This window comes from Tabrizicola sp. YIM 78059, assembly GCF_004959785.1.
Taxonomy (GTDB): domain Bacteria; phylum Pseudomonadota; class Alphaproteobacteria; order Rhodobacterales; family Rhodobacteraceae; genus Tabrizicola; species Tabrizicola caldifontis.
Genome location: NZ_SJZH01000002.1, coordinates 59,892 through 79,317, shown reverse-complemented (window position 1 = coordinate 79,317; position 19,426 = coordinate 59,892). Strand labels below are relative to the sequence as shown.

Annotated in this window: 19 protein-coding genes and 1 tRNA gene; 9 read left to right on the top strand and 11 right to left on the bottom strand. The window is 65.4% G+C overall.

The genetic code is table 11. The annotated features are described in order from the left end of the window. Positions 1 to 25: 25 nt before the first annotated feature. The 4 genes from EZM81_RS03045 to EZM81_RS03030 form a co-directional block, all read right to left on the bottom strand. Positions 26 to 1,462, bottom strand: a complete 1,437-nt coding sequence (locus EZM81_RS03045; RefSeq protein WP_136644745.1) for an NAD(P)-dependent oxidoreductase — start codon at positions 1,460 to 1,462, stop codon at positions 26 to 28. Positions 1,463 to 1,623: 161 nt separating this feature from the next. Beyond that, entirely contained in the window at positions 1,624 to 2,427 is an 804-nt protein-coding gene (locus tag EZM81_RS03040; RefSeq protein ID WP_136644744.1) for an undecaprenyl-diphosphate phosphatase, read from the bottom strand. Positions 2,428 to 2,430: 3 nt separating this feature from the next. Beyond that, on the bottom strand, positions 2,431 to 3,312 hold the full coding sequence (locus tag EZM81_RS03035; protein WP_136644743.1) for a c-type cytochrome domain-containing protein: 882 nt from the start codon (positions 3,310 to 3,312) through the stop codon (positions 2,431 to 2,433). Beyond that, positions 3,312 to 4,298 carry a complex I NDUFA9 subunit family protein gene (locus EZM81_RS03030; RefSeq protein WP_136644742.1) on the bottom strand — a complete coding sequence of 329 codons (987 nt, stop codon included), beginning with the start codon at positions 4,296 to 4,298 and terminating at the stop codon, positions 3,312 to 3,314. The genes EZM81_RS03035 and EZM81_RS03030 overlap by 1 nt, the downstream gene beginning before the upstream one ends. Before the next feature lie 144 nt (positions 4,299 to 4,442). Here EZM81_RS03030 and EZM81_RS03025 point away from each other — a divergent pair. Continuing rightward, positions 4,443 to 4,527, top strand: a tRNA-Leu gene (locus tag EZM81_RS03025). A gap of 144 nt (positions 4,528 to 4,671) precedes the next feature. On the opposite strand, the gene EZM81_RS03020 is transcribed toward EZM81_RS03025, so the two are convergent. From EZM81_RS03020 to greA, 3 genes are all read right to left on the bottom strand, one after another. Beyond that, positions 4,672 to 5,328 (bottom strand): peroxiredoxin, encoded by a 657-nt coding sequence (locus EZM81_RS03020; protein WP_135450189.1) that lies wholly within the window; start codon positions 5,326 to 5,328, stop codon positions 4,672 to 4,674. A gap of 158 nt (positions 5,329 to 5,486) precedes the next feature. After that, the gene (locus EZM81_RS03015; RefSeq protein WP_248298119.1) at positions 5,487 to 6,416 is read right to left on the bottom strand and encodes a hypothetical protein; all 930 of its coding nucleotides are present in this window, start codon (positions 6,414 to 6,416) and stop codon (positions 5,487 to 5,489) included. A 100-nt stretch (positions 6,417 to 6,516) separates the two neighbouring features. Next, on the bottom strand, positions 6,517 to 6,987 hold the full coding sequence (greA, locus tag EZM81_RS03010; protein WP_135450108.1) for a transcription elongation factor GreA: 471 nt from the start codon (positions 6,985 to 6,987) through the stop codon (positions 6,517 to 6,519). A 277-nt stretch (positions 6,988 to 7,264) separates the two neighbouring features. On the opposite strand from greA, the gene EZM81_RS03005 reads away from it, so the two are divergent. The 3 genes from EZM81_RS03005 (at position 7,265) to EZM81_RS02995 (ending at position 11,580) form a co-directional block, all read left to right on the top strand. Continuing rightward, on the top strand, positions 7,265 to 8,911 hold the full coding sequence (locus EZM81_RS03005; protein WP_135450109.1) for an electron transfer flavoprotein-ubiquinone oxidoreductase: 1,647 nt from the start codon (positions 7,265 to 7,267) through the stop codon (positions 8,909 to 8,911). Positions 8,912 to 9,023: 112 nt separating this feature from the next. Further along, on the top strand, positions 9,024 to 10,736 hold the full coding sequence (locus EZM81_RS03000; protein ID WP_136644741.1) for a tetratricopeptide repeat protein: 1,713 nt from the start codon (positions 9,024 to 9,026) through the stop codon (positions 10,734 to 10,736). Further along, on the top strand, positions 10,726 to 11,580 hold the full coding sequence (locus EZM81_RS02995; protein WP_136644740.1) for a 4-(cytidine 5'-diphospho)-2-C-methyl-D-erythritol kinase: 855 nt from the start codon (positions 10,726 to 10,728) through the stop codon (positions 11,578 to 11,580). The genes EZM81_RS03000 and EZM81_RS02995 overlap by 11 nt, the downstream gene beginning before the upstream one ends. 21 nt (positions 11,581 to 11,601) lie before the next feature. On the opposite strand, the gene fliP is transcribed toward EZM81_RS02995, so the two are convergent. The 4 genes from fliP to fliF are packed head-to-tail and all read right to left on the bottom strand — an operon-like array spanning position 11,602 to position 14,777. Beyond that, positions 11,602 to 12,327, bottom strand: coding sequence for a flagellar type III secretion system pore protein FliP (gene fliP, locus EZM81_RS02990; RefSeq protein ID WP_169052290.1), 726 nt, complete (start codon positions 12,325 to 12,327; stop codon positions 11,602 to 11,604). Then, positions 12,324 to 12,593 carry a FliM/FliN family flagellar motor switch protein gene (locus tag EZM81_RS02985; RefSeq protein ID WP_135450112.1) on the bottom strand — a complete coding sequence of 90 codons (270 nt, stop codon included), beginning with the start codon at positions 12,591 to 12,593 and terminating at the stop codon, positions 12,324 to 12,326. The genes fliP and EZM81_RS02985 overlap by 4 nt, the downstream gene beginning before the upstream one ends. Then, the gene (locus tag EZM81_RS02980) at positions 12,586 to 13,188 is read right to left on the bottom strand and encodes a flagellar biosynthesis protein (protein ID WP_248298118.1); all 603 of its coding nucleotides are present in this window, start codon (positions 13,186 to 13,188) and stop codon (positions 12,586 to 12,588) included. The genes EZM81_RS02985 and EZM81_RS02980 overlap by 8 nt, the downstream gene beginning before the upstream one ends. Beyond that, the gene (gene fliF / locus EZM81_RS02975; protein ID WP_136644739.1) at positions 13,185 to 14,777 is read right to left on the bottom strand and encodes a flagellar basal-body MS-ring/collar protein FliF; all 1,593 of its coding nucleotides are present in this window, start codon (positions 14,775 to 14,777) and stop codon (positions 13,185 to 13,187) included. Before fliF ends, EZM81_RS02980 begins: the two co-directional genes overlap by 4 nt. A gap of 114 nt (positions 14,778 to 14,891) precedes the next feature. Between fliF and fliL the strand changes: the two genes are divergently transcribed. The 5 genes from fliL (at position 14,892) to EZM81_RS02950 (ending at position 19,386) form a co-directional block, all read left to right on the top strand. Continuing rightward, entirely contained in the window at positions 14,892 to 15,371 is a 480-nt protein-coding gene (gene fliL / locus EZM81_RS02970) for a flagellar basal body-associated protein FliL (RefSeq protein WP_248298117.1), read from the top strand. Positions 15,372 to 15,380: 9 nt separating this feature from the next. Further along, positions 15,381 to 15,779, top strand: coding sequence for a hypothetical protein (locus EZM81_RS02965; protein ID WP_135450114.1), 399 nt, complete (start codon positions 15,381 to 15,383; stop codon positions 15,777 to 15,779). Further along, positions 15,776 to 16,330, top strand: coding sequence for a MotE family protein (locus EZM81_RS02960; protein WP_136644737.1), 555 nt, complete (start codon positions 15,776 to 15,778; stop codon positions 16,328 to 16,330). Before EZM81_RS02965 ends, EZM81_RS02960 begins: the two co-directional genes overlap by 4 nt. Before the next feature lie 63 nt (positions 16,331 to 16,393). Next, positions 16,394 to 17,263 carry a flagellar motor stator protein MotA gene (motA, locus tag EZM81_RS02955; RefSeq protein WP_136644736.1) on the top strand — a complete coding sequence of 290 codons (870 nt, stop codon included), beginning with the start codon at positions 16,394 to 16,396 and terminating at the stop codon, positions 17,261 to 17,263. Beyond that, entirely contained in the window at positions 17,260 to 19,386 is a 2,127-nt protein-coding gene (locus EZM81_RS02950; RefSeq protein WP_136644735.1) for a hypothetical protein, read from the top strand. The genes motA and EZM81_RS02950 overlap by 4 nt, the downstream gene beginning before the upstream one ends. Positions 19,387 to 19,426 lie beyond the last annotated feature (40 nt).

The window sequence follows — 19,426 nt, the reverse complement described above, 5'->3', positions numbered from 1 at the left end:
GATGTCAGGAAGACGGGAAAAAGGATCACTCCGCAGCCATGGCTCCGGTCTGGTTCAGATAGGAAAGGATCGCCTCGGCCGCCTCGCGCCCGTCGCGGATCGCCCAGACGACCAGGCTTGCGCCCCGGACGATGTCGCCCGCGGCATAGACACCGGGCAGGCTGGTTTCATGGGTGCGAAAATCGGCCTTGATCGTGCCCCAACGGGTGACCTTCAGCTCCGGCACGCCCCAGAGGGTCGGCAGATCCTCGGGCTCGAAGCCCAGCGCCTGGATCACCAGGTCGGCGGGTTCGACATAGTCGGCGCCTTCGATGACCTCGGGCATCTGGCGGCCGGTGGCGTCCGGCGCGCCAAGGCGCATCTTCTGCACGATCACGCCTTCGACCTCCGTGCCGCCGGTAAAGCCCTTGGGCGCGGAAAGCCACACGAATTCGACGCCTTCCTCCTCGGCGTTCTGCACCTCGCGTTGCGACCCCGGCATGTTCGCCCGGTCGCGGCGGTAGAGGCACTTCACCGACAGCGCCCCCTGCCGGATCGCGGTGCGCACGCAGTCCATCGCCGTGTCGCCGCCGCCGATGACCACCACCCGCTTGCCGCTGGCGTTCAGCTCGCCGCTGTCGAACTCTGGCACATCGTCGCCAAAGCCCTTGCGGTTCGAGGCGGTCAGGTAGTCCAGCGCCTTGACGATGCCCCTGGCGCCGACGCCGGGGGCCTCGATGTCGCGGGCCTTGTAGACGCCGGTTGCGATCAGCACCGCATCGTGCTGACCCCGGATCGCATCAAAGGTGATGTCCTCGCCCACAGTGCAGTTCAGCACGAAGTTGACCCCGGCATCCTCCAGTTGCGCGGTGCGGCGTTCGACCACATCCTTCTCCAGCTTGAAGCCGGGGATGCCATAGGTCATGAGGCCCCCCGCGCGGTCGTAGCGGTCATAGACCGTGACCTGCACGCCCTGCCGGCGCAGTACGTCCGCCGCCGCAAGGCCGCCCGGCCCCGCGCCGATGATGCCCACGCTTTCGGGGCGTTCGGCCTGGGGACGGATCGGCCTGACCCAGCCTTCTTCCCAGGCGGTGTCAGTGATGTATTTCTCTACCGCGCCGATGGTGACGGTGCCGTGGCCGGACTGTTCAATGACGCAGTTGCCCTCGCACAGCCGGTCCTGCGGGCAGATGCGGCCGCAGATTTCCGGGAAGGTGTTGGTGGCCTGGCTGATCTCGTAGGCTTCCTGCAGGCGGCCCTCGGCGGTCAGCTTCAGCCAGTCGGGGATGTTGTTGTGCAGCGGGCAATGCGACTGGCAGTAGGGCACGCCGCACTGGCTGCACCGGCTGGCTTGTTCGGCGGCCTTGGCATCAGCGAACTCGCGGTAGATCTCGTGGAAATCCTGTGCGCGAGAGGATGCGTCACGTTTTTCGGGCATTTCCTTGCCGATCGTGACGAATTTCAGCATCTTCTGCGTGGCCATCGCTGCGCCTTTCACCGGAACCCTTCGGGACCGATGGGATACAGCGGATCAGGACGCAATAAAAGTCAGTATAGCTTACCTATTTACCGCTTTTTTGAGTGATGAGGCAGAGATGCTGCCATTTTTCCGCTCATTTAGGTCAGCATGGTTTCCCAATATGCCTAGAAGCCTAACCAAAGGGCAGTCAAAGCCACGCTTCCGACGATGATTCGCCACCAGCCGAACAGCGCATAGCCATGGCGGCTGATGAAGTTCAGCACCCATCGCACCACCAGAACGGCTGTCACGAATGCCACGGCGAAGCCCACGGCGATCTCCCACACTGCGCCGAAATCCAGCACGGCGCGGTTCTTGAACAGGTCGTATGCCACCGCCGCCCCCATCGTCGGCAGGCTGAGAAGGAAGGAAAATTCCGCCGCCGCCCGCTTTTCCACCCCCATCAGCAGTGCGCCGACGATGGTTGCGCCCGACCGGCTGACACCGGGAATCATCGCGAGACACTGGGCAAACCCGATGGCCAGCGACTTGCCGAATGGCAGCGCCAGCGCATCGCGATGCATGGGGGGCGGCACGATGCGGTCGATCACCAGCAGGACGAAGCCGCCCAGGATCAGCATCGCCGCGACCAGCATCGGCGTCTCGAACAGCACGGTCTTGATGAAGTCATGCGCCAGAACGCCCACCACCACAGCCGGAAGGAAAGCCAGCAGGATCGAGACGATCGACCGTCGCGCCGCATCCTCGTGCCGTGCACGCAGGAAAAGCCGCAGGATCAGCGCCGCATAGACCGAGGTCAGCGCAAGGATCGCACCCAGCTGGATCACCACCTCGAAGGTCTTCCCCTTCGACTCAAAGCCCAGGAAATGGCCAGCGAGCAGCAGGTGACCCGTGGAAGACACCGGGATGAACTCGGTCAGCCCTTCCAGAAGCCCCAGCAGGGCGGCAACGATCGTCGTGTTTTCCATATCCTACCTGTCGCGGAATCGTTCGGCCCGCACCGAGCCGTCTGCCTGCACCACGCCCCGCATCTCGGCCTGATCGCCGATCCGCGGCCGGTCGTCCACCCTTGTCCCGCTGTCGATCACGAAGCCGGCACCGTCGATCTCGGCCGCGCCGGTCAGCACACCCCGCAGGCGGATGCGCGCACCAGTCGGAATCGGGGCCTTGGTCCCGTCGGCATCCGGCGCGCCCTGTTCGATCCAGTCGCGGATCAGGCGGATATCCTCGTCCGGCAGCCAGGGCGGGCCGTCGAAGGGCATCCTGGGTGTGGCCAGACCCGTGACCCGGCGCCAGATCTCGGACATCTCGGGGTTGCCTGGCAGCACCGCCAGCCGGTGGCCGCCCTTCAGCACGTTTTCAAGACTGTCCAGCCGCAGCCCTTCCGGCGGGGCGCCCAATTTTGAATTGTCGGAATGGCACTTGATGCAGGCCTTCAGGAAAATCGGCTGCACATCCGGCCAGAGAACCTGCTCGCCCGGGGCGGGGCGGCGGCGGTCGGCGGCGGGGCTGGGCGCAGCCGCGCCCGCCGGCATGCCAGCCATGACCCAGGCCTCGACCATGGTGATCTGGTCGCGATCAAGGAAGGGCGGGCCGTCCAGCGGCATCTGCGGCTCGGCCTCCCCGCGCAGGCGCTGCAGCAGCGGGCTTGCCGGATCGCCGGCCAGTACCACAGGCCCGTTCTCGCTGCCCGCCAGCACACCCTCACGCGTGTCGAGCCGCAGGCCCAGCGGCGCGTCCTCGCCGGAATGGCAGATCACACAACGATCGGCAAAAAGTGCACCGACAGCATCAAAGCCCTGCGCAGCCGCCGGGCCGGCCAGAACGGCCAGCACCAGGGCTGCCTGGCGCATCACGCCTTCCTCAGATTCCTGGCCGAGCGCTTGATCGCCGCGAACTGGCCCGAGGGCCGGAAGCGCCACAGATATTCCGGCAGCACAGCCTCCATAGCGGTAGGGGTGATGCCCATATCCGTCAGGCCCTTCGCGCCGGGCGATACCACGTTGTCGCGGGCAAGGTTCTTGACCTGGTCGCGGGTGATCACCCGGTTCTCGATCAGGCCCAGCGTCAGGGCCTGCACCATGTCGAACCCGAAGGCCATGATCCGTGCCAGGAAGAATGGCACGTTCACCACCGCACGGCGGCGTTCGATCACCGCCAGCATCCGGTGCATCAGACCGCGGAAGGTATCGACCTCTGGCCCGCCAAGTTCATAGATTCCGGGCGCAGCCTGGCCCAGCACGCCCTTGACCGCCGTCTGTGCCACGTCGTCCACAAACACCGGCTGGAACCGGGTGTTGGCCCCCACAACCGGCAGGATGGGCCCAAGACGGGCCATGGCGGCAAAGCGGTTGAAGAACTGGTCCTCGGTACCGAAGATGATCGAGGGGCGCAGGATCACCGCCCCGGGGAAGGCCGCCAGCACGGCCGCCTCGCCCTCGCCCTTGGTGCGGGCATAGTCGCTGTCCGATGCCGGATCGGCCCCGATGGCCGACAGATGCACCAGCGTCTGAACGCCTTCCGCGGCCGCAATCCGGGCAATGCGCCCCGCGCCTTCGGCATGCACCGCATCAAAGCTGTTCCTGCCGACCGCGTTGAGGATACCCACGCAGTTCACCACCGCATCCGCGCCCCGGATCATCGCGCATACGCTGGCATCGTCGCGGATGTTGCAGGCCAGCGGCTCGACCTGACCCGGCACACCGTAGGGCTTTACGAACAGCGCCTCGTTCGGGCGGCGCACCGCCACGCGAACACGCCAGCCCTCTTTCGCCATGCGCCGGGCGATGTAGCGGCCGACAAAGCCGGAACCGCCGAAGATGGTGACAAGCTTGCTCATGGCGCACCTTCCGAGGGGGCTGGAAACTGGCCGGATCAATACCCCCCGTGCGCCCACCGGGCAAGGCCAAAGCGGCGCGACGAAATTTCCACGGGGACCGTTGACACTGCCGAAACCGCCCGTTACATCGCGGCTCACGACATCGCCCAGATGGCGGAATTGGTAGACGCGCTGGTTTCAGGTACCAGTGCCGTAAGGCGTGGAGGTTCGAGTCCTCTTCTGGGCACCATTACACCGAAAGGCCCCGCAATCCTTGGTGATTGCGGGGCCTTTCGCTTCTGCGTGCCGCCTTCTGCATTCGGGCCCGTGTCCGGTTTGCTGCCGGTCCTGCGAACGGACCCCCGCACGCCGGGCAAGGGTCCGTGCTTCGGTCTCAGGCAGGCGCTTTCGCGAAGCGCAGGTAGGGCAGCCTGATGTCCAGATCGCCGTAGCGTTCCTTGGCCTGGTCGTTGTTCAGGGCAAGGGCGACAATCACGTCCTGCCCCGGAACCCAGTTCGCCGGCGTTGCCAGCGGCACGCCATCCGTCAGCCGCACCGCATCCAGCGCGCGCAGGATCTCGGCAAAGTTGCGGCCGATCGACATCGGATAGGTCATTGAAAGGCGGATCTTCTTGTCCGGACCTATGATATACACCGTCCGCACCGTGGCCGAGTTCGCGGGCGTCCGACCCTCGGTCGGCAGGTAATAGTCGGCGGGCAGCATGTCATAGGCCTTGGCCACCGTCAGGCTGGTGTCGTCGATGATGGGGAAGTCGGCCGGGGCACCGCCGAAGGCCTCGATGTCGCGCTTCCACTTCAGATGGTCCTGCACCGAATCGACCGACACGCCCAGAACCTTAGTGTTACGCTTCTTCCATTCCTCGGCCAGCTGCGCGACGGCGCCGAATTCGGTCGTGCAGACGGGCGTGAAATCGCGCGGATGGCTGAAGATGATGCCATAGCTGTCGCCCAACCATTCGTGGAAGCGGATCGTGCCAGCGGTCGACTCGGCGGTGAAGTCAGGGGCGGTGTCGTTGATGCGGATGGCCATGGGAACCTCGATGCGTTGCGAATCGTTGCTGGGCGGAACATAGGCATTCTGGAACAAGGTTCCATCCCGATGCCGGTGTTTCGGAAAGAAAGGGAAAATGGCGCTGTGGCTACCCGTGATCCGGAATGTATTTCCTTGAATCCGGGTTTGGGCGCAACCTAGTCGAAGGTTCCCGTCACCCGGCCCAGAAGCATGAAGGCCCGCGCCGTTCGGGTATCGCCCAGTTCTGTCAACTCGGCATCGCTGGCGTTCGGTTCAAAAGCCGAGAACGTCTTGTCGAAGGCACGCAGGAAATGATGCGCGGCATCGCGGAAAATCAGGTCGGACTTCATGCGCCTTGAGACCCGATCCAGAGAATCGCGGTCGCGGATGCCACCCAGCCCGGCGATGGAACGACCCCTCTCTCCGGCAGCGAAGCGACGCCAGAGGTCTGGACGCGCCAGGTCGGGCGTCAGGTCGTCCATGTAGATGCCATCCTGGGAAAGCAGCGTCAGAACGTCCTGCGAGGCGCGTATCAGCTTGGCGACGGTCCGGTCCTCCAGCGCCAGACGCAGCGCGCGGAAGCCTTCCTTGTCGTCTGGTGTTTCCGGGAAGTTCAGCGCCCGGATGAAATCGGCGATCGAGATTGGCGGCCGGTTGTCCTCGGGTGGCGTGCCCAGTGCCAGCGCCGCCTGTTCCGCCGCAGGTTCCGGCGCGGGCTTGACCAGGGCAGCCTTGCGATCGGCCGACGGCACGGTCAGCGCCGCATCGCGCCGCGAGGTGAAGGTTGCCGGAACCGTTCCCGCCTGTCTCGCAATGGCGGCGGTTTCGCCGGCCCGGCGCTCGACCACGGGCTTCGCCGCAGGTTGGGCCTGTGCCTGCACATCGCCGGAACGCATCGCGTTCAGGGCGGCCTGAAGCTCGGCCGCCTCGGCCCGCAGGTCGCGCAAGAAGCGCAAGGTGACCACCAAGACCCAGATCAGGGCGACCGGCAGCAACAGCATGAGCAGCGTCATCAACAGGCCGAGTGCCCCGCCTTCGTCGCCGGAAGGCGAGGTCAGCACCAGCGCCACCCACACAAGGCTGAGGATTGCGCCCCCGATCTCCAATCCCCGCCCAGGCGACGCGGCCGCCAGACCTCTGCCAGGGCCCAGGCCCGTGTCATGTCGCGGTGATTGCAGGGGCGGTTTCACCAAGGGACCCCCCGGGTCAGACGTAGCGGATTGTCAGGATTTCGTAGGACCGCGTGCCGCCGGGGGTTTTCACCTCGACGTTGTCGCCTTCGTCCTTGCCGATCAGGGCCCGGGCAAGCGGCGAACGGATGTTCAGCAGCCCGTTCTCGATGTCGGCCTCGGTCTCGCCGACGATCTGGTAGGTCTTTTCCTCCTCGGTGTCCTCGTCGACCACGGTGACCGTGGCGCCGAACTTCACCGGGCCAGAGAGCTTGGACGGGTCGATCACCTCGGCCTTGGACAGGATGCCCTCAAGCTCCTTGATGCGGCCTTCGATGAAACCCTGCTTCTCGCGCGCGGCATGGTATTCGGCGTTTTCCGACAGGTCTCCGTGTTCCCGCGCCTCGGCGATGTCGCGGATGATCGCCGGGCGATCCACCGTCTTCAGCTGCTTGAGTTCGGCGTCCAGCGCGTCGAACCCGCGCCGGGTCATCGGAATCTTTTCCATCGGCCTTCCACATCAAAACAAGAAGTCACAGGCCGGGTCGCGGCCCATGACTTCCATCACCTTCCCTTTCACCTGACCCGATAGACCCCGCAAATGCAAGAGGCATGCCGCAGGCGCGCAACGGGCGGTCGCCGGCGGGACAGAAAGTTTCCGGCGCGGCGGCCCTTTTGGCGTGATGTTGCGTCATGGTTGACCTCGTGTTCTTCATGGGGCAACAGGACACCCGCAAAAAGCCAGCGTTTCAGGGGCGGGCAGGGCGGCCCGGGAAGGACAAGCGATGACGGCGATCCAGCGCGAGAAGATGGATTATGACGTGGTGATCGTGGGGGCGGGGCCTGCGGGCCTGTCTGCCGCGATCCGGCTGAAGCAGCTGGACCCCGAACGCAGCGTCGTCGTGTTGGAAAAGGGCTCCGAGGTTGGCGCGCACATCCTGTCGGGCGCGGTGCTGGACCCGTCGGGTCTGGACGCGCTCTTGCCCGACTGGCGCAACATGGACGCGCCGATCAAGGTGCCGGTGCGCGAGGACAACTTCTACTTGCTCGGCCCCGCGGGCCAGTTGCGCATCCCGAACTGGCCGATGCCACCGCTGATGTCGAACCACGGCAACTACATCGTGTCGATGGCCAATGTCTGCCGCTGGATGGCGCAGGTGGCCGAGGGGCTGGGGGTCGAGATCTTCCCCGCCATGGCCTGTTCCGAACTGGTCTATGAAGGCGACACCGTGGTCGGCGTGGTCGCCGGCGAATTCGGTCGCGACCCCGAAACCCGTGAGCCCGGCCCTGCCTACGAACCGGGGATGGAGCTGCGCGGCAAGTATGTCTTCCTGTCGGAAGGCGTGCGCGGCAGCCTGTCGAAGCAGGTGATCGAGAAATACGGCCTGTCGAAGGGCAAATGCCCGCAGAAGTTCGGCCTGGGCATGAAGGAGATCTGGGAGATCGACCCCGCCAAGCACCGCGAGGGCACGGTCACCCACACGATGGGCTGGCCGCTGGGCAAGAACGCCGGGGGCGGGTCGTTCATCTATCACCTTGAAAACAATCAGGTCTATGTCGGCTTCGTGGTCCACCTGAACTACGAGAACCCCTACCTTTATCCCTACATGGAGTTCCAGCGCTTCAAGCATCACCCGATGGTCGCCGAGCTGCTGAAGGGCGGCAAGCGCGTGGCCTATGGCGCGCGGGCGATCTCGGAAGGGGGGTGGCAGTCGATCCCGAAGCTGGTCGCGCCGGGCGTGGCGCTTCTGGGCTGTTCGGCGGGTCTGGTGAACGTCCCCCGCATCAAGGGCAACCACAATGCGATGCTTTCGGGCAAGGCCGCGGCCGAGGCCGCCCATGCCGCCATCGTGGCGGGCCGTCAGGGCGACGAGCTGACCGCCTACGAGACCGAGGTGCGCACGGGCGCCATCGGGAAGGATCTGAAGAAGGTGCGCAACGTCAAGCCGCTCTGGTCGAAATATGGCCTGGTGGCCAGTCTGATGGGCGGCGGCATCGACATGTGGCTGAACACCGTGGGCCTGACCGCCTTCGGCACGCTGCGGCACGGCAAGTCCGATGCGGCGGCGACCGGCAAGGCAAAGAACTTTGCGCCGATCGACTATCCGAAGCCCGACGGCAAGCTGTCGTTCGACCGGCTGACCAACGTGGCCTTCAGCTTCACCAACCATGACGAGAACCAGCCGCCGCATCTGGTGCTGAAGGATCCGTCGATCCCGATCCGTGTGAACCTGCCCGAATACGCCGAACCGGCGCAGCGCTACTGCCCGGCGGGCGTCTATGAGGTTCTGGGCGAAGGCGCGGAAGCGACGTTCCGCATCAATTTCCAGAACTGTGTCCACTGCAAGACCTGCGACATCAAGGACCCGTCGCAGAACATAACCTGGACCACGCCGATGGGTGGCGGGGGACCGAACTACCCGAACATGTGACGCCTCACGCAAGCGTGTTGACTCTTGGCGTGCGGGCGGTGCCGGAAGGGGCCGCCCGCATTGCCTTGGCCCGGTCCTGACGATAGCCTCCGCCGCAACCGGAGGACACGACATGCCGAACGCGCTGACCCGCACCCTGACCGCGCTGGCCCTTGCCGCAGTTCTGGGCGCTCCGCTTCGTGCCGCAGAGGGTGACGCAGGCGCCTATCTCGCCGCGCGGATCGCCGAGGCAGAGAACGACTTCCGGGCTGCCGCGATCTGGTATGGCAAGGCGATCCTTTCGGATCACCAGAACCCGAGGCTTCTGGAAGGCGCGATCCTGGCCGAACTGGGGGTGGGCGACTTTGCGCTTGCGATCGAGGCCGCGCGGCAGCTCGCCGCACTGGTGGGCGAGCCCAGTCAGCTTGCCGCCTTTGCCCTGCTTGCCGATGAGGCTCAGCGCGAGGACTATGCCGCCATCCTTGCGGCCCAGGAAGGCGGGCGCGATCTTGGAGATCTGGTCAACCGGCTGGTCGTTGCCTGGGCCAAGGTCGGGCTGGGCAACATGTCGGATGCGCTGGCCGATTTCGACGCCGTGACCCGGACCCGTGGGCTTGAGGCCTTCGGCTACTATCACAAGGCGCTGGCGCTGGCCTCGGTGGGTGATTTCGAGGGGGCTGACGAAATCCTGTCAGGCCGGGCGGCAGGCCCGATCTCGGTGATGCGCCGCGGGGTGTTTGCCCATGCTCAGGTTCTCAGCCAACTGGAACGCAATACCGAGGCGCTTGACCTTCTGGACCGCAGCTTCGGTGCCGATCCTGATCCGGTGGTGGATGCCCTGCGCCGCCGGCTGGAGGCGGGAGAGCCTCTGCCCTTCGATACGGTGCGTACCGCCCGCGACGGGATTGCCGAAGTCTTCTTCACGGTCGCAACCGCGCTGAACGGTGATGCCGACCCGGTCTATACCCTGCTGCACCTGCGGGTCGCCGGATACCTGCGGCCCGACAACGCCGATGCGATCCTGCTGACGGGTGACGTGCTTGAAACGCTGGGCCAGCATCAGCTTGCCGCCGAAACCTACGCGCTTTTCCCGCCGGACGATCCCAGTTACGTCCAGGCCGAGATCGGACGCGCGGGCGCCCTGCGGTCGCAGGGCAAGACGGATGCAGCGATCGAGGCCCTGCAGGTTCTTGCTCGCAGCCATGGCAACCTTCTGTCAGTCCAGTTCGCACTGGGCGACATGTTGCGGATGCAGGATCGCTGTGACGAGGCCGAGGTCGCCTACAGTGCGGCGATCGACCTTGTGCCAAAGGACAGCAAGGATTCATGGATCCTGCATTTCTATCGCGGGATCTGCCACGAGCAGACAAAGGACTGGCCGGCTGCCGAAGCCGATTTCCGCCGCGCGCTAGAGGTCAATCCCACCCAGCCGCAAGTGCTCAACTACCTGGGCTATGGGCTGGTCGACCGGGGCGAGAAGCTGGATGAAGCCCTTGGCATGATCGAGAAGGTCGTCGCGGGCGACCCCGACAAGGGCTACATCATCGATAGCCTGGCCTGGGCACTGTTCCGCCTGGGCCGCTACGAAGAGGCGCTGGAGCCGATGGAGCGCGCCTCGCTTCTGGAACCGGTGGATCCGATCGTCACCGACCATCTGGGCGATGTGTACTGGATGGTCGGCCGCAAGCTGGAGGCCCGCTTCCAGTGGCGCAGGGCGCTGTCGTTCAATCCCACCGAAAAGGATGCGGAACGGATCCGCCGCAAGCTGGAAATCGGGCTTGATGCGGTGATGGCGGAGGAGGCCGGCGCGCCGGCCCCGGTCAAGGCGATCGGGAATGGTGACTGAGCCGACCACCGAATTTGCCCCGGCCAAGATCAATCTCTGCTTACACGTGACCGGGCGGCGGAGCGACGGCTACCATCTGCTTGACAGCCTTGTCGTTTTTGCGGGCACCGGCGACCGGGTCGAAGTCGCGGCGGGGCAAGGGCTGCAACTGTCGCTCGCCGGTCCCGAGGCCGGGGCGCTGACAGGCGAGGCCGAAAATCTGGTGCTGCGTGCCGCCCGGTCGATGGGGGTGAGCAATGCGCGTCTGACACTGCACAAGGAACTGCCGGTGGCCTCGGGCATCGGCGGGGGGTCGGCGGATGCAGCGGCCACCCTGCGCGCGCTGGCCCGGCTGACCGGGCTGCCCCTGCCCGGACCTCAGGTGATCCTGTCGCTCGGCGCTGATGTGCCGGTCTGTCTGGCGGGCCGTCCGGCACGCATGCAGGGTGTGGGCGAGGTTCTGACGCCGCTGCATGGCCTGCCGCCGCTCTGGCTGGTCCTGGCGAACCCGCGCGTTCCGGTGCCGACCCGATCGGTCTTTGCGGGGCTTGTCTCGCCGCGCAACTCCGGCCTGCCGGATGTGCCGGCCCATGCCCTGCGGTCGGCCGATGCCTTCGCGGGCTGGCTTGCGGCGCATACCCGCAACGATCTGGTCACCCCGGCCTTGCGGGTTGCGCCGGTCCTGGCCGAAGTCCAGGCAGCGCTTGCTGCCGATCCCGCCTGCCTGCTTGCCCGGATGTCCGGCTCTGGCGGCACACATTTTGGCCTTTATGCCACGGCAGAGGCTGCAGCCGCAGCCAGCGTCGCCCTTGGTGCGGCGCATCCGGGATGGTGGGTTGTCTCGGCCCCGATGATCCGGAGCTGAGGCCGCCTGTCCCTGACGAGCTCAGGAATAGCTGCGCACCAGCGCCCCGGTGACCAGCGCCCACCCGTCGGCGACCACGAAGAAGGCCAGCTTGAACGGAAGCGCCACCACGGCGGGCGGCACCATCATCATGCCCATCGACATCAGGACGGCGGCAACGACGAGATCGATGATCAGGAAGGGAAGGAAGATCATGAAGCCGATCTCGAATGCCCTCTGGATCTCAGACAGCATGAAGGACGGCACCAGCAGCGACAGTGGAGCATCGGCGGGGGCCGGGGGGGCGTTCAGGAAGCGCAGGTCCGCCAGGGTCAGAAGGGTTTCCGGATCCACCCGCTGCGCCATGAACTCGCGGAAGGGCAGGATTGCCGCCTCCAGCGCGGGCCCGAGGGCCATCTGCCCCCTGGTCATGGGTTCGATCCCGGTTACCCAGGCCCGGGTGAAGACCGGATCCATCACATACCAGGTCAGGAACATCGCCAGGCTGACAATGAGCATGTTCGGCGGTGCCTGCTGCAGGCCGAGGGCTTGGCGCAGGATCGACAGCACCGTGACGATGAAGGGGAAGCAGGTGACCATCACGGCCAGCCCCGGCGCGATCGACAGGACGGTGATCAGAAGCAGAAGCTGCACCGACCGCATGGAGAGAGTGTCCCCGTCTCCGCCCAGGTCGATTGCCAGCTGCTGCGCCAGGGCCGGTCCTGCCGTCAGGACAAGGATCAGCGCAAGGGGCAGGCCACGGGTCACAGTCCACCGCGCGGATTGGCTACTTCGGTCAGGCGGACGGCAAGTTGACCGGCGTTCTCTCCCTCGAGTTCCGTAAGCTCGCCCCGGGCGATCAGCCGGTCACCGACATAGAGTTCCACCGGGTCATCAACCCTGCGGTCGAGCTGCAGGATGGCATCCCTGGAAAGTCGCAGAAGGTCGCGCACCAGCGGTCGGGCCCGACCGACCGAGATCGTCACCTCGATCGGCACCTGGCTGAAGGGATTGGTATCGGGAAGATCATCCATGAGTATTGCCTCGACTGGACAGGGTGAAGAAGTCCCGCACGGCGGCGGAGATGTCGGTCGTGACCTGGGCAAGGTCGACCTTCGCTTCAGTCGTACCGAGGCGGATGTAGACCTGCCCTTCGGATAGCGACGGTTCCTCTTCCATCTTCATGGGCAATCCCGTTTCCCCGGCGACAAGCGCTTCCACCCGCTCGCGGTCGGCGGCATTCAGAACCAGGGTGATCGGGCCGTCGGCCAATTCCTCGACCATGGGGGTGAGAGCCTCCAGCACCATGGGGCCCAGAGCGGCGCGTGCGACCGCGGGCAGGAGACTGTTCGTCATCTCCAGGATCAGCGGACGAACCGCCTGAAGCACATGGTTGCGGGCGTCATGGAAGGTGAAGGCGAGGCTTTGCAGGTTCCTGGCCAGATCAGACCGGATCTGTGCCTGATCGCCCATCTGGGCGGCGATGGCATCATCCCATCCGGCACAGTAGCCCTGTTCGAAGGCCGCGACCCTTGTTTCCTCCAGAAGACTGGCCTCGACCAGCGGACGTTCCTCTCCGTCCGGTGACAGTGCCGTGTCGAAGACCTCCAGCCGTAGCCCTGCCATCATGCGGGCTCCTCTGCGTCTTCCATCCAGCTGCGCAGAATCTCGATCGATTCGGTCTGGCGGGCTTCGATGAGCCGGCGAAGACGTGTTGCAGGATCCAGCCCGCTTCTGTCAGTATCGGTTTCCGGATCCTCCTGGCTGTCATGGAGAGGGCCGGAAGCACCCTCACCCTCCAGCATGGCGCCGCCAAGGTCTTGTGCAGGCGGCAGGGCAAGGGCGGTTTCGAGGGACGAAAGGGCGGGACGGCGGGCGCTGATCAGGACCGGCCGAATCACGAACAGGCCGAGGATCAGCGCGACCATGGCCAGAACGCCCGTCTGGACCAGCGACAGGAGGTCGAGCGGACCCATCCGCTGGAGGATCCCGGCGCTGGCAATGCTGCCTTCATCTGCCGCGGGCTGTTGAAATTCGAGAGACTTGATCGTCAGCACGTCGCCGCGGGACTCGTCCAGTCCCACAGCCGCCGCAACGAGTTCGCGCAGCGCCGCAAGTTCCTCTTCCGGGCGTGGGGCCCAGCTGCGGCTGCCATCTGCGGCGGTGCTCACGACGCCGTCCACCATCACTGCAACCGTCATCCGCCGGATCGCGCCGGGGGAGCGCAGGACTTCGCGCTGCGTCTCGGATACTTCGTAGTTCACCCGCTCGCGGGTTTCGGACGACTGACTTTTCCCTTCACCGCCAGATGAGGCATCACCTTCGGGCAGGTTCGAGGCAACGGTGACCTCTCCTCCGGGCTCGGTCGATGAACCGCTGCGCTCTTCGGTCTCGGAGGAAATGGCGACACGGCCCTGTGGATCGAACACCCGCTCCCTGATCGATTCCCGTTCCGAGACAAGGTCGACTGCCACCTCGACCACGGCCCTGCCATTGCCCACGCGCGCCGCAAGCAGGCGTTCGACATTTCCCTTGATCGCGGCCGCCCGGCCGGCAGCATCGGTGCCCGGCATGTCCTCTCCTTCAGGGCTGCCGATCAGGCCGGCAACCGTGTCGATGATCTGAACGGCGTCGGGCTGCATTCCGGAAACTGCACTGGCCACCAGGTGACGTATCGCGCGGGCCTGCGCTTCGCCAAGCGTGCCGGCCGTCGTTGTCAGGGTGACAGAAGCGGACGCCTTGCCTTCCTGCTGAAAGGGTCGGGAGGGGGCACTGGCAATATGGACGCGGGCGGCCTTGATCTGCGGCATGGCCAGCAGGGTTCTTGCAAGCTCTCCCTCTTTCGCGCGCCAGTAGGCGGCATCGAACATCTGAGAGGTCGTTCCGAAGCCCGACAGGGTATCCAGAAGCTCATAGCCGCCCCCGCCGACCCGCGGCAGGCCTTCGGCGGCCAGCGCCATGCGCAGGCTGTCGCGCTGCGTTGCGTCAACGAAGATCGAATTGCCCCGCACCTCATGCAGGACGTTGCGCTGATCCAGCTGGGCCACAACTTCGCCTGCCGCCGCAGGCTCAAGCCCGGCGTAAAGCAGCGCCATATCCGTCCGCCCTGAAAGCCGGCTCAGGGCAAGGATGGCGCCGAACATGGCAAGCGTCGCGCCGATGATGATGAGCCTGCGGCGCAGGTCCAGGGATGACCATGTGGCAAGCAAGTTCTGCAAGGCGATTCTCCGCTTCCGGCGTTTCTGCCGGCGTCCCAGGAATGACGGAGGGCGCTTAACAATCAGTTAGTGACCTCGGCCTATGCTGCGCCTGTCCCGAAGATGGAGGGCGGCGTGGCAACCTTGGATACAGGGCTGAACGAAGCGGGTGCGAAGCGGTCGAAGCGACCGCTGCTGATCGGGCTGGCGCTGGCACTGCTGCTTGCGGGCGGCGGGTTCCATGCCACCTGGTCCGGATGGGTTCTGTCCGGCGGGAAACAGGGCACGGCCATTGCGGCACCCGGGCCACTGACCGGCATCGCCTTCGTCCCGCTCGAGACGATGGTCATCTCCCTCGGCCCGAAGGCGGGCAGTCGCTACCTGCGCTTCACGGCCCAGGTCGAGGTGCCGGAAATGGCCTCGGCCGACGTGATGGCACTGAAGCCGCGCATTCTGGATGTGCTCAACAGTTACCTCAGGGCCATCGACACGGCCCTGATCGAAGATCCGCGCGCCATGGCGCGCCTGCGCGCACAGATGCTGCGCCGCGTCCAGGTTGTTGCCGGGGAAGCGCGCGTGCGCGATCTGCTGATTACCGAATTCGTGCTGAATTAGGCGGAAAAGATGGATCTTATCGCGGATATCCTGCTTGTGGCGGGCTCTTTCGGGGCCGCGCTTTACTGCCATGTGCTTTCGACGCGGCTAAGGCGTTTTGCCGCTCTTGAAAGCGGCATGGGGGGTGCGATTGCGGTGCTGTCGGCGCAGGTCGACGACATGACCCTTGCCCTGGAAAAGGCGCGTGGGGCAGCGAACGCCTCGGCCGAGGGGCTGGATGCGCTTACCGCCAGGGGTGAGGCGGTGGCACGCCGGCTGGAGCTGCTGGTCGCGTCGCTGCACGACCTGCCAGAGCCAACTATCTTGCCAACCGGCCCCTCGGCCCCCGTTGACCCACCTGCGGAGGAACGCCGCCTGCGTCTTGTCCGGCGGCGCCCGGCCAGACCACACCTCGAGGTCGCGGAATGAGCCGCAGGACAGGCCGCGGGGTGCTGTTCATCGTCGCGATGCTCTTTGCGGCGTCGGGGGCGCTGCGCCTGGGGTCTGGTGTGGGCGCAGCCCTGGCCCGTGCCGAAGACCCGGCAGCTTCCGCCGCTGAACCCGCCCCCTGCGAACGCCCTGCTGCACTGGCCGAGGCTCTGACGCAGCGCGAGGGCCGGCTTGCCGTCCGCGAGGCCGCCTTGAATGACAGGCAGGCGGCCCTCGCCCTGGCCGATGCCGTCATCGCCGAACGACTGGCCCAGCTGGAGGCGATGGAGGCAGAACTGCGTGCGACGCTGGCCCTGGCCGACGGGGCGGCCGAGGCCGACATCCAGAAGCTGACCGCAGTCTACAAGGCAATGAAGCCGAAGGACGCAGCCGCCCTGTTCGAGGCGATGTCGCCCGAATTTGCTGCCGGTTTCCTTGGCCGGATGCCCCCCGATTCGGCTGCCGCCATCCTGTCGGGCATGTCGGCAGAAGCCGCCTACGGTGTCAGTGTGATCGTGGCCGGCCGCAACGCGGCGGCGCCAAGGGACTAGGGGTTGGTGACAGAGTCTTAATACCCCGCCCGCATAGTCGATTCAGTCTGCACAGGGGTCGAAATGCTCGGTCTGGTCGGGATCGCCGTCATTCTCGTCATGGTTTTCGGTGGCTACGCGCTGGCCGGGGGCAAGTTGGGGATCATCCTGAAGGCGCTGCCGTTCGAGATGATCATGATCGGGGGGGCCGCCGTCGGGGCCTTTCTGATTTCGAACGACATGGCGTCGGTGAAACACACGCTCAGGGATGTGGGCAAGGTCTTCCGGGGACCGAAATGGAAGCCTGACGACTACCGCGATCTGCTATGTCTGCTGTTCGAACTGATCCGTCTTGCGCGCGCGAATCCGGTCGCGCTGGAGGAACATGTCGAATCTCCCGGGACATCGGGGATCTTCGGAAGATACCCACGCATCCGGAACGATCAGGAGGCGATGGATCTCATCTGCGACACCCTGCGTGCCGCCTCCATGAACTATGACGATCCCCACCAGGTCGAGGAGGTTCTGGACAAGCGGATGGAGGCAATCCTGCAGCGCGCGATGCATTCAAGCCATGCGTTGCAGACGGTGGCAGACGGCTTGCCGGCCCTCGGCATCGTCGCGGCCGTGCTCGGTGTGATCAAGACCATGGGGTCGATCGACCAGCCACCCGAGGTTCTCGGCAAGATGATCGGAGGTGCCCTGGTCGGAACCTTTCTCGGCGTCTTCCTGGCCTACGGTCTGATGGGGCCATTCGCATCCCGCGTCCGAGCCGTTGTCGAGGAGGACATACATTTCTACCAGCTGATCCGTGAGGTTCTGGTTGCCAACCTGCATCGCCACCCGGCCAACATCTGCATCGAGGTTGGCCGGCAGAATACCCCGCATCACGTCCGCCCCGGCTTCGGGGCGCTGGAGGAGGCCATGCGCAACCTGAGGCAGGATGCCGCATGATCCTGCTTTCGCTGATCCTCATGCTTTTTCTGACGATTCCTGCGGATGCCGAAACGGCGCGTGTCCTGTCGGGCGAACATGCCGACTTCACGCGCCTCGTGGTGCAGTTGCCAGCGCAAGCAGGCTGGAGGGTCGGTCGGACGCCACTTGGCTATGCCTTCGCCACGGAAAACCGGAAGCAGCCGGATTATGACCTGGCGCATGTCTGGGATCGAATACCCCGCAAGCGGCTACAGGCGTTGCGTGCGGATCCCGAAACAGGGATCCTGGAAATGACGCTCGCCTGTGAGTGCCATCTGTTTCCCTTCGAATACCAGCCGGGAGTTATCGTCCTCGACATCCGGAGCGGACCACCGCCCGAGGGATCGATCTTTGAAGCCCCTTTTTCCGGCTTTGCATTCTTGCGCGACGAGAAACCGGGGTCCGACCCGGGGGCTCCTGTGACGTTCGACTGGCTGGACGCCCGCAACGGTGGCGCGGCAGGAGCGCATCGCTATGCCGGACTGACGTTTGCCCGCGAGAAGACCTTGCTGGAACCGCTTCGCGCCGAACTTCTCGAACAGATCAGCCGCGGTGCCGCCGCAGGGGTCGTCGACATGCGACTGTCTGGCACGCCAGCAGGAGCAATGGTCAGTGAGGGTGATCCGGACCTGGCCCGGATCCGGCTTGGCGAAATGCCGGGCCTTGACGTTCTGGATCCGAATGCCCCTCGCACCAACATGCAACCGGATGGCAGCCCCTGCCTTGCGGATGCAGACCTTGCCATTGGCGACTGGGGTGCGGGCCGCGCGGCCCTCGACCTGCTGGCAGAGGCTCGGACAGGGCTTTTCGGCGAATTCGATGCTGTCCGGCCCGAGGCAGTGCTGAATTCGGTTCGGCTGCATCTTTACCTGGGCTTCGGGGCCGAGGCACGACAGTACGCCACTCTGGCCACCGGCCTGGGTGACGAGCTGCGGCTGCTTGTCTCGATCACGCGACTTGTCGATGGCGACCCCGATCCAGAGGCACCGTTCGCGCCCATGCTTGCCTGCGATGGCGCTGCCGCATTCTGGGCGGCGCTTGCCCATGATCGTCTGCCGGCTGGATCCATGGTGAATATAGATGCTGTGGTCAGGACATTTCTTGGATTGCCGCCGCATCTGCGCAGCCTGTTCGGACCACGCCTGGCCTTGCTTCTCATCGATCTTGACGCTGAAGCGGCAAGGAGGATCCGAAACGCGATGGAGCGGACGCCGCATGTCCCTGCCCAGGCAGTGTCGCTCCTTGATGCGCGGATGGAACTTCAGGCCGATCATCCCGAAAGGGCCCGGTTTCATGCCGAAGCCGCCCTGTCGGATCCAAGGCATGAGGTTGATGCTCTTGTCGCCCTCGTCGAAGCGCATTTCCTTGAGCTGCGGCCCATTCCGGGCAGTGTTGTCGAACGGGTTCAGTCACTGCAGGGGCAGACCGGAAACAACAGTAGCCTTGCCCGTGCAGTGGCCCTGTCGTTCGCGTTATCCGGCAGGTTCGACGAAGCCTTCGCGATCGCAGAGCCCGGGGCGATGACCGCAGACATATGGCGTGTTCTTGCCGCGCTTGGCGATGACGACGATCTTCTCGTGCATGCAGTCCGTCCTGCGCCTCTGCCGTCGGTAAAGGCAGATGTCGCCCTTTCTGTTGCGAAAAGACTGCAGGTCCTGGGTTTCCCGGATGCCGCGCTTGTCTGGCTGGGGCCGATCGGCCCGGATGCGCCTACCGAATACAGGCTTGTTGCGGCGGCGGCCGAACTGGCCAGGGGTGATGCAGGGCGGGCGTTGCAGCATCTCGCAACGCTTGAGGGCCAGACGGCTAGCGACCTGCGGGCGGCTGCCCAAACCAGGCTTGGTTTCCTGGACGCCGCCAGAACCTCGTTGCAGAAGGCTGGTAGATCCGGGGATGCGCAGCGCCTCTCCCTCTGGGCTGAGGACTGGAATGCCGTTGCGGCCGCCGCGACCGAGCCGTGGTCTGCGGCAGCCGCCATGGCACAGGCTGCCATACCCGAGGGCGGGCCGCTCGCCCGGGGTGCGGCACTGCTGAACTCCAGTTCGGCAACACGGGCAGCCCTGACTGCACTTCTCGGTGCTGTTCCGCCTCCTTCCCCCTGACTTCGATAACCGGATGGCAAGATTCGCGCCCTAGCCTGCA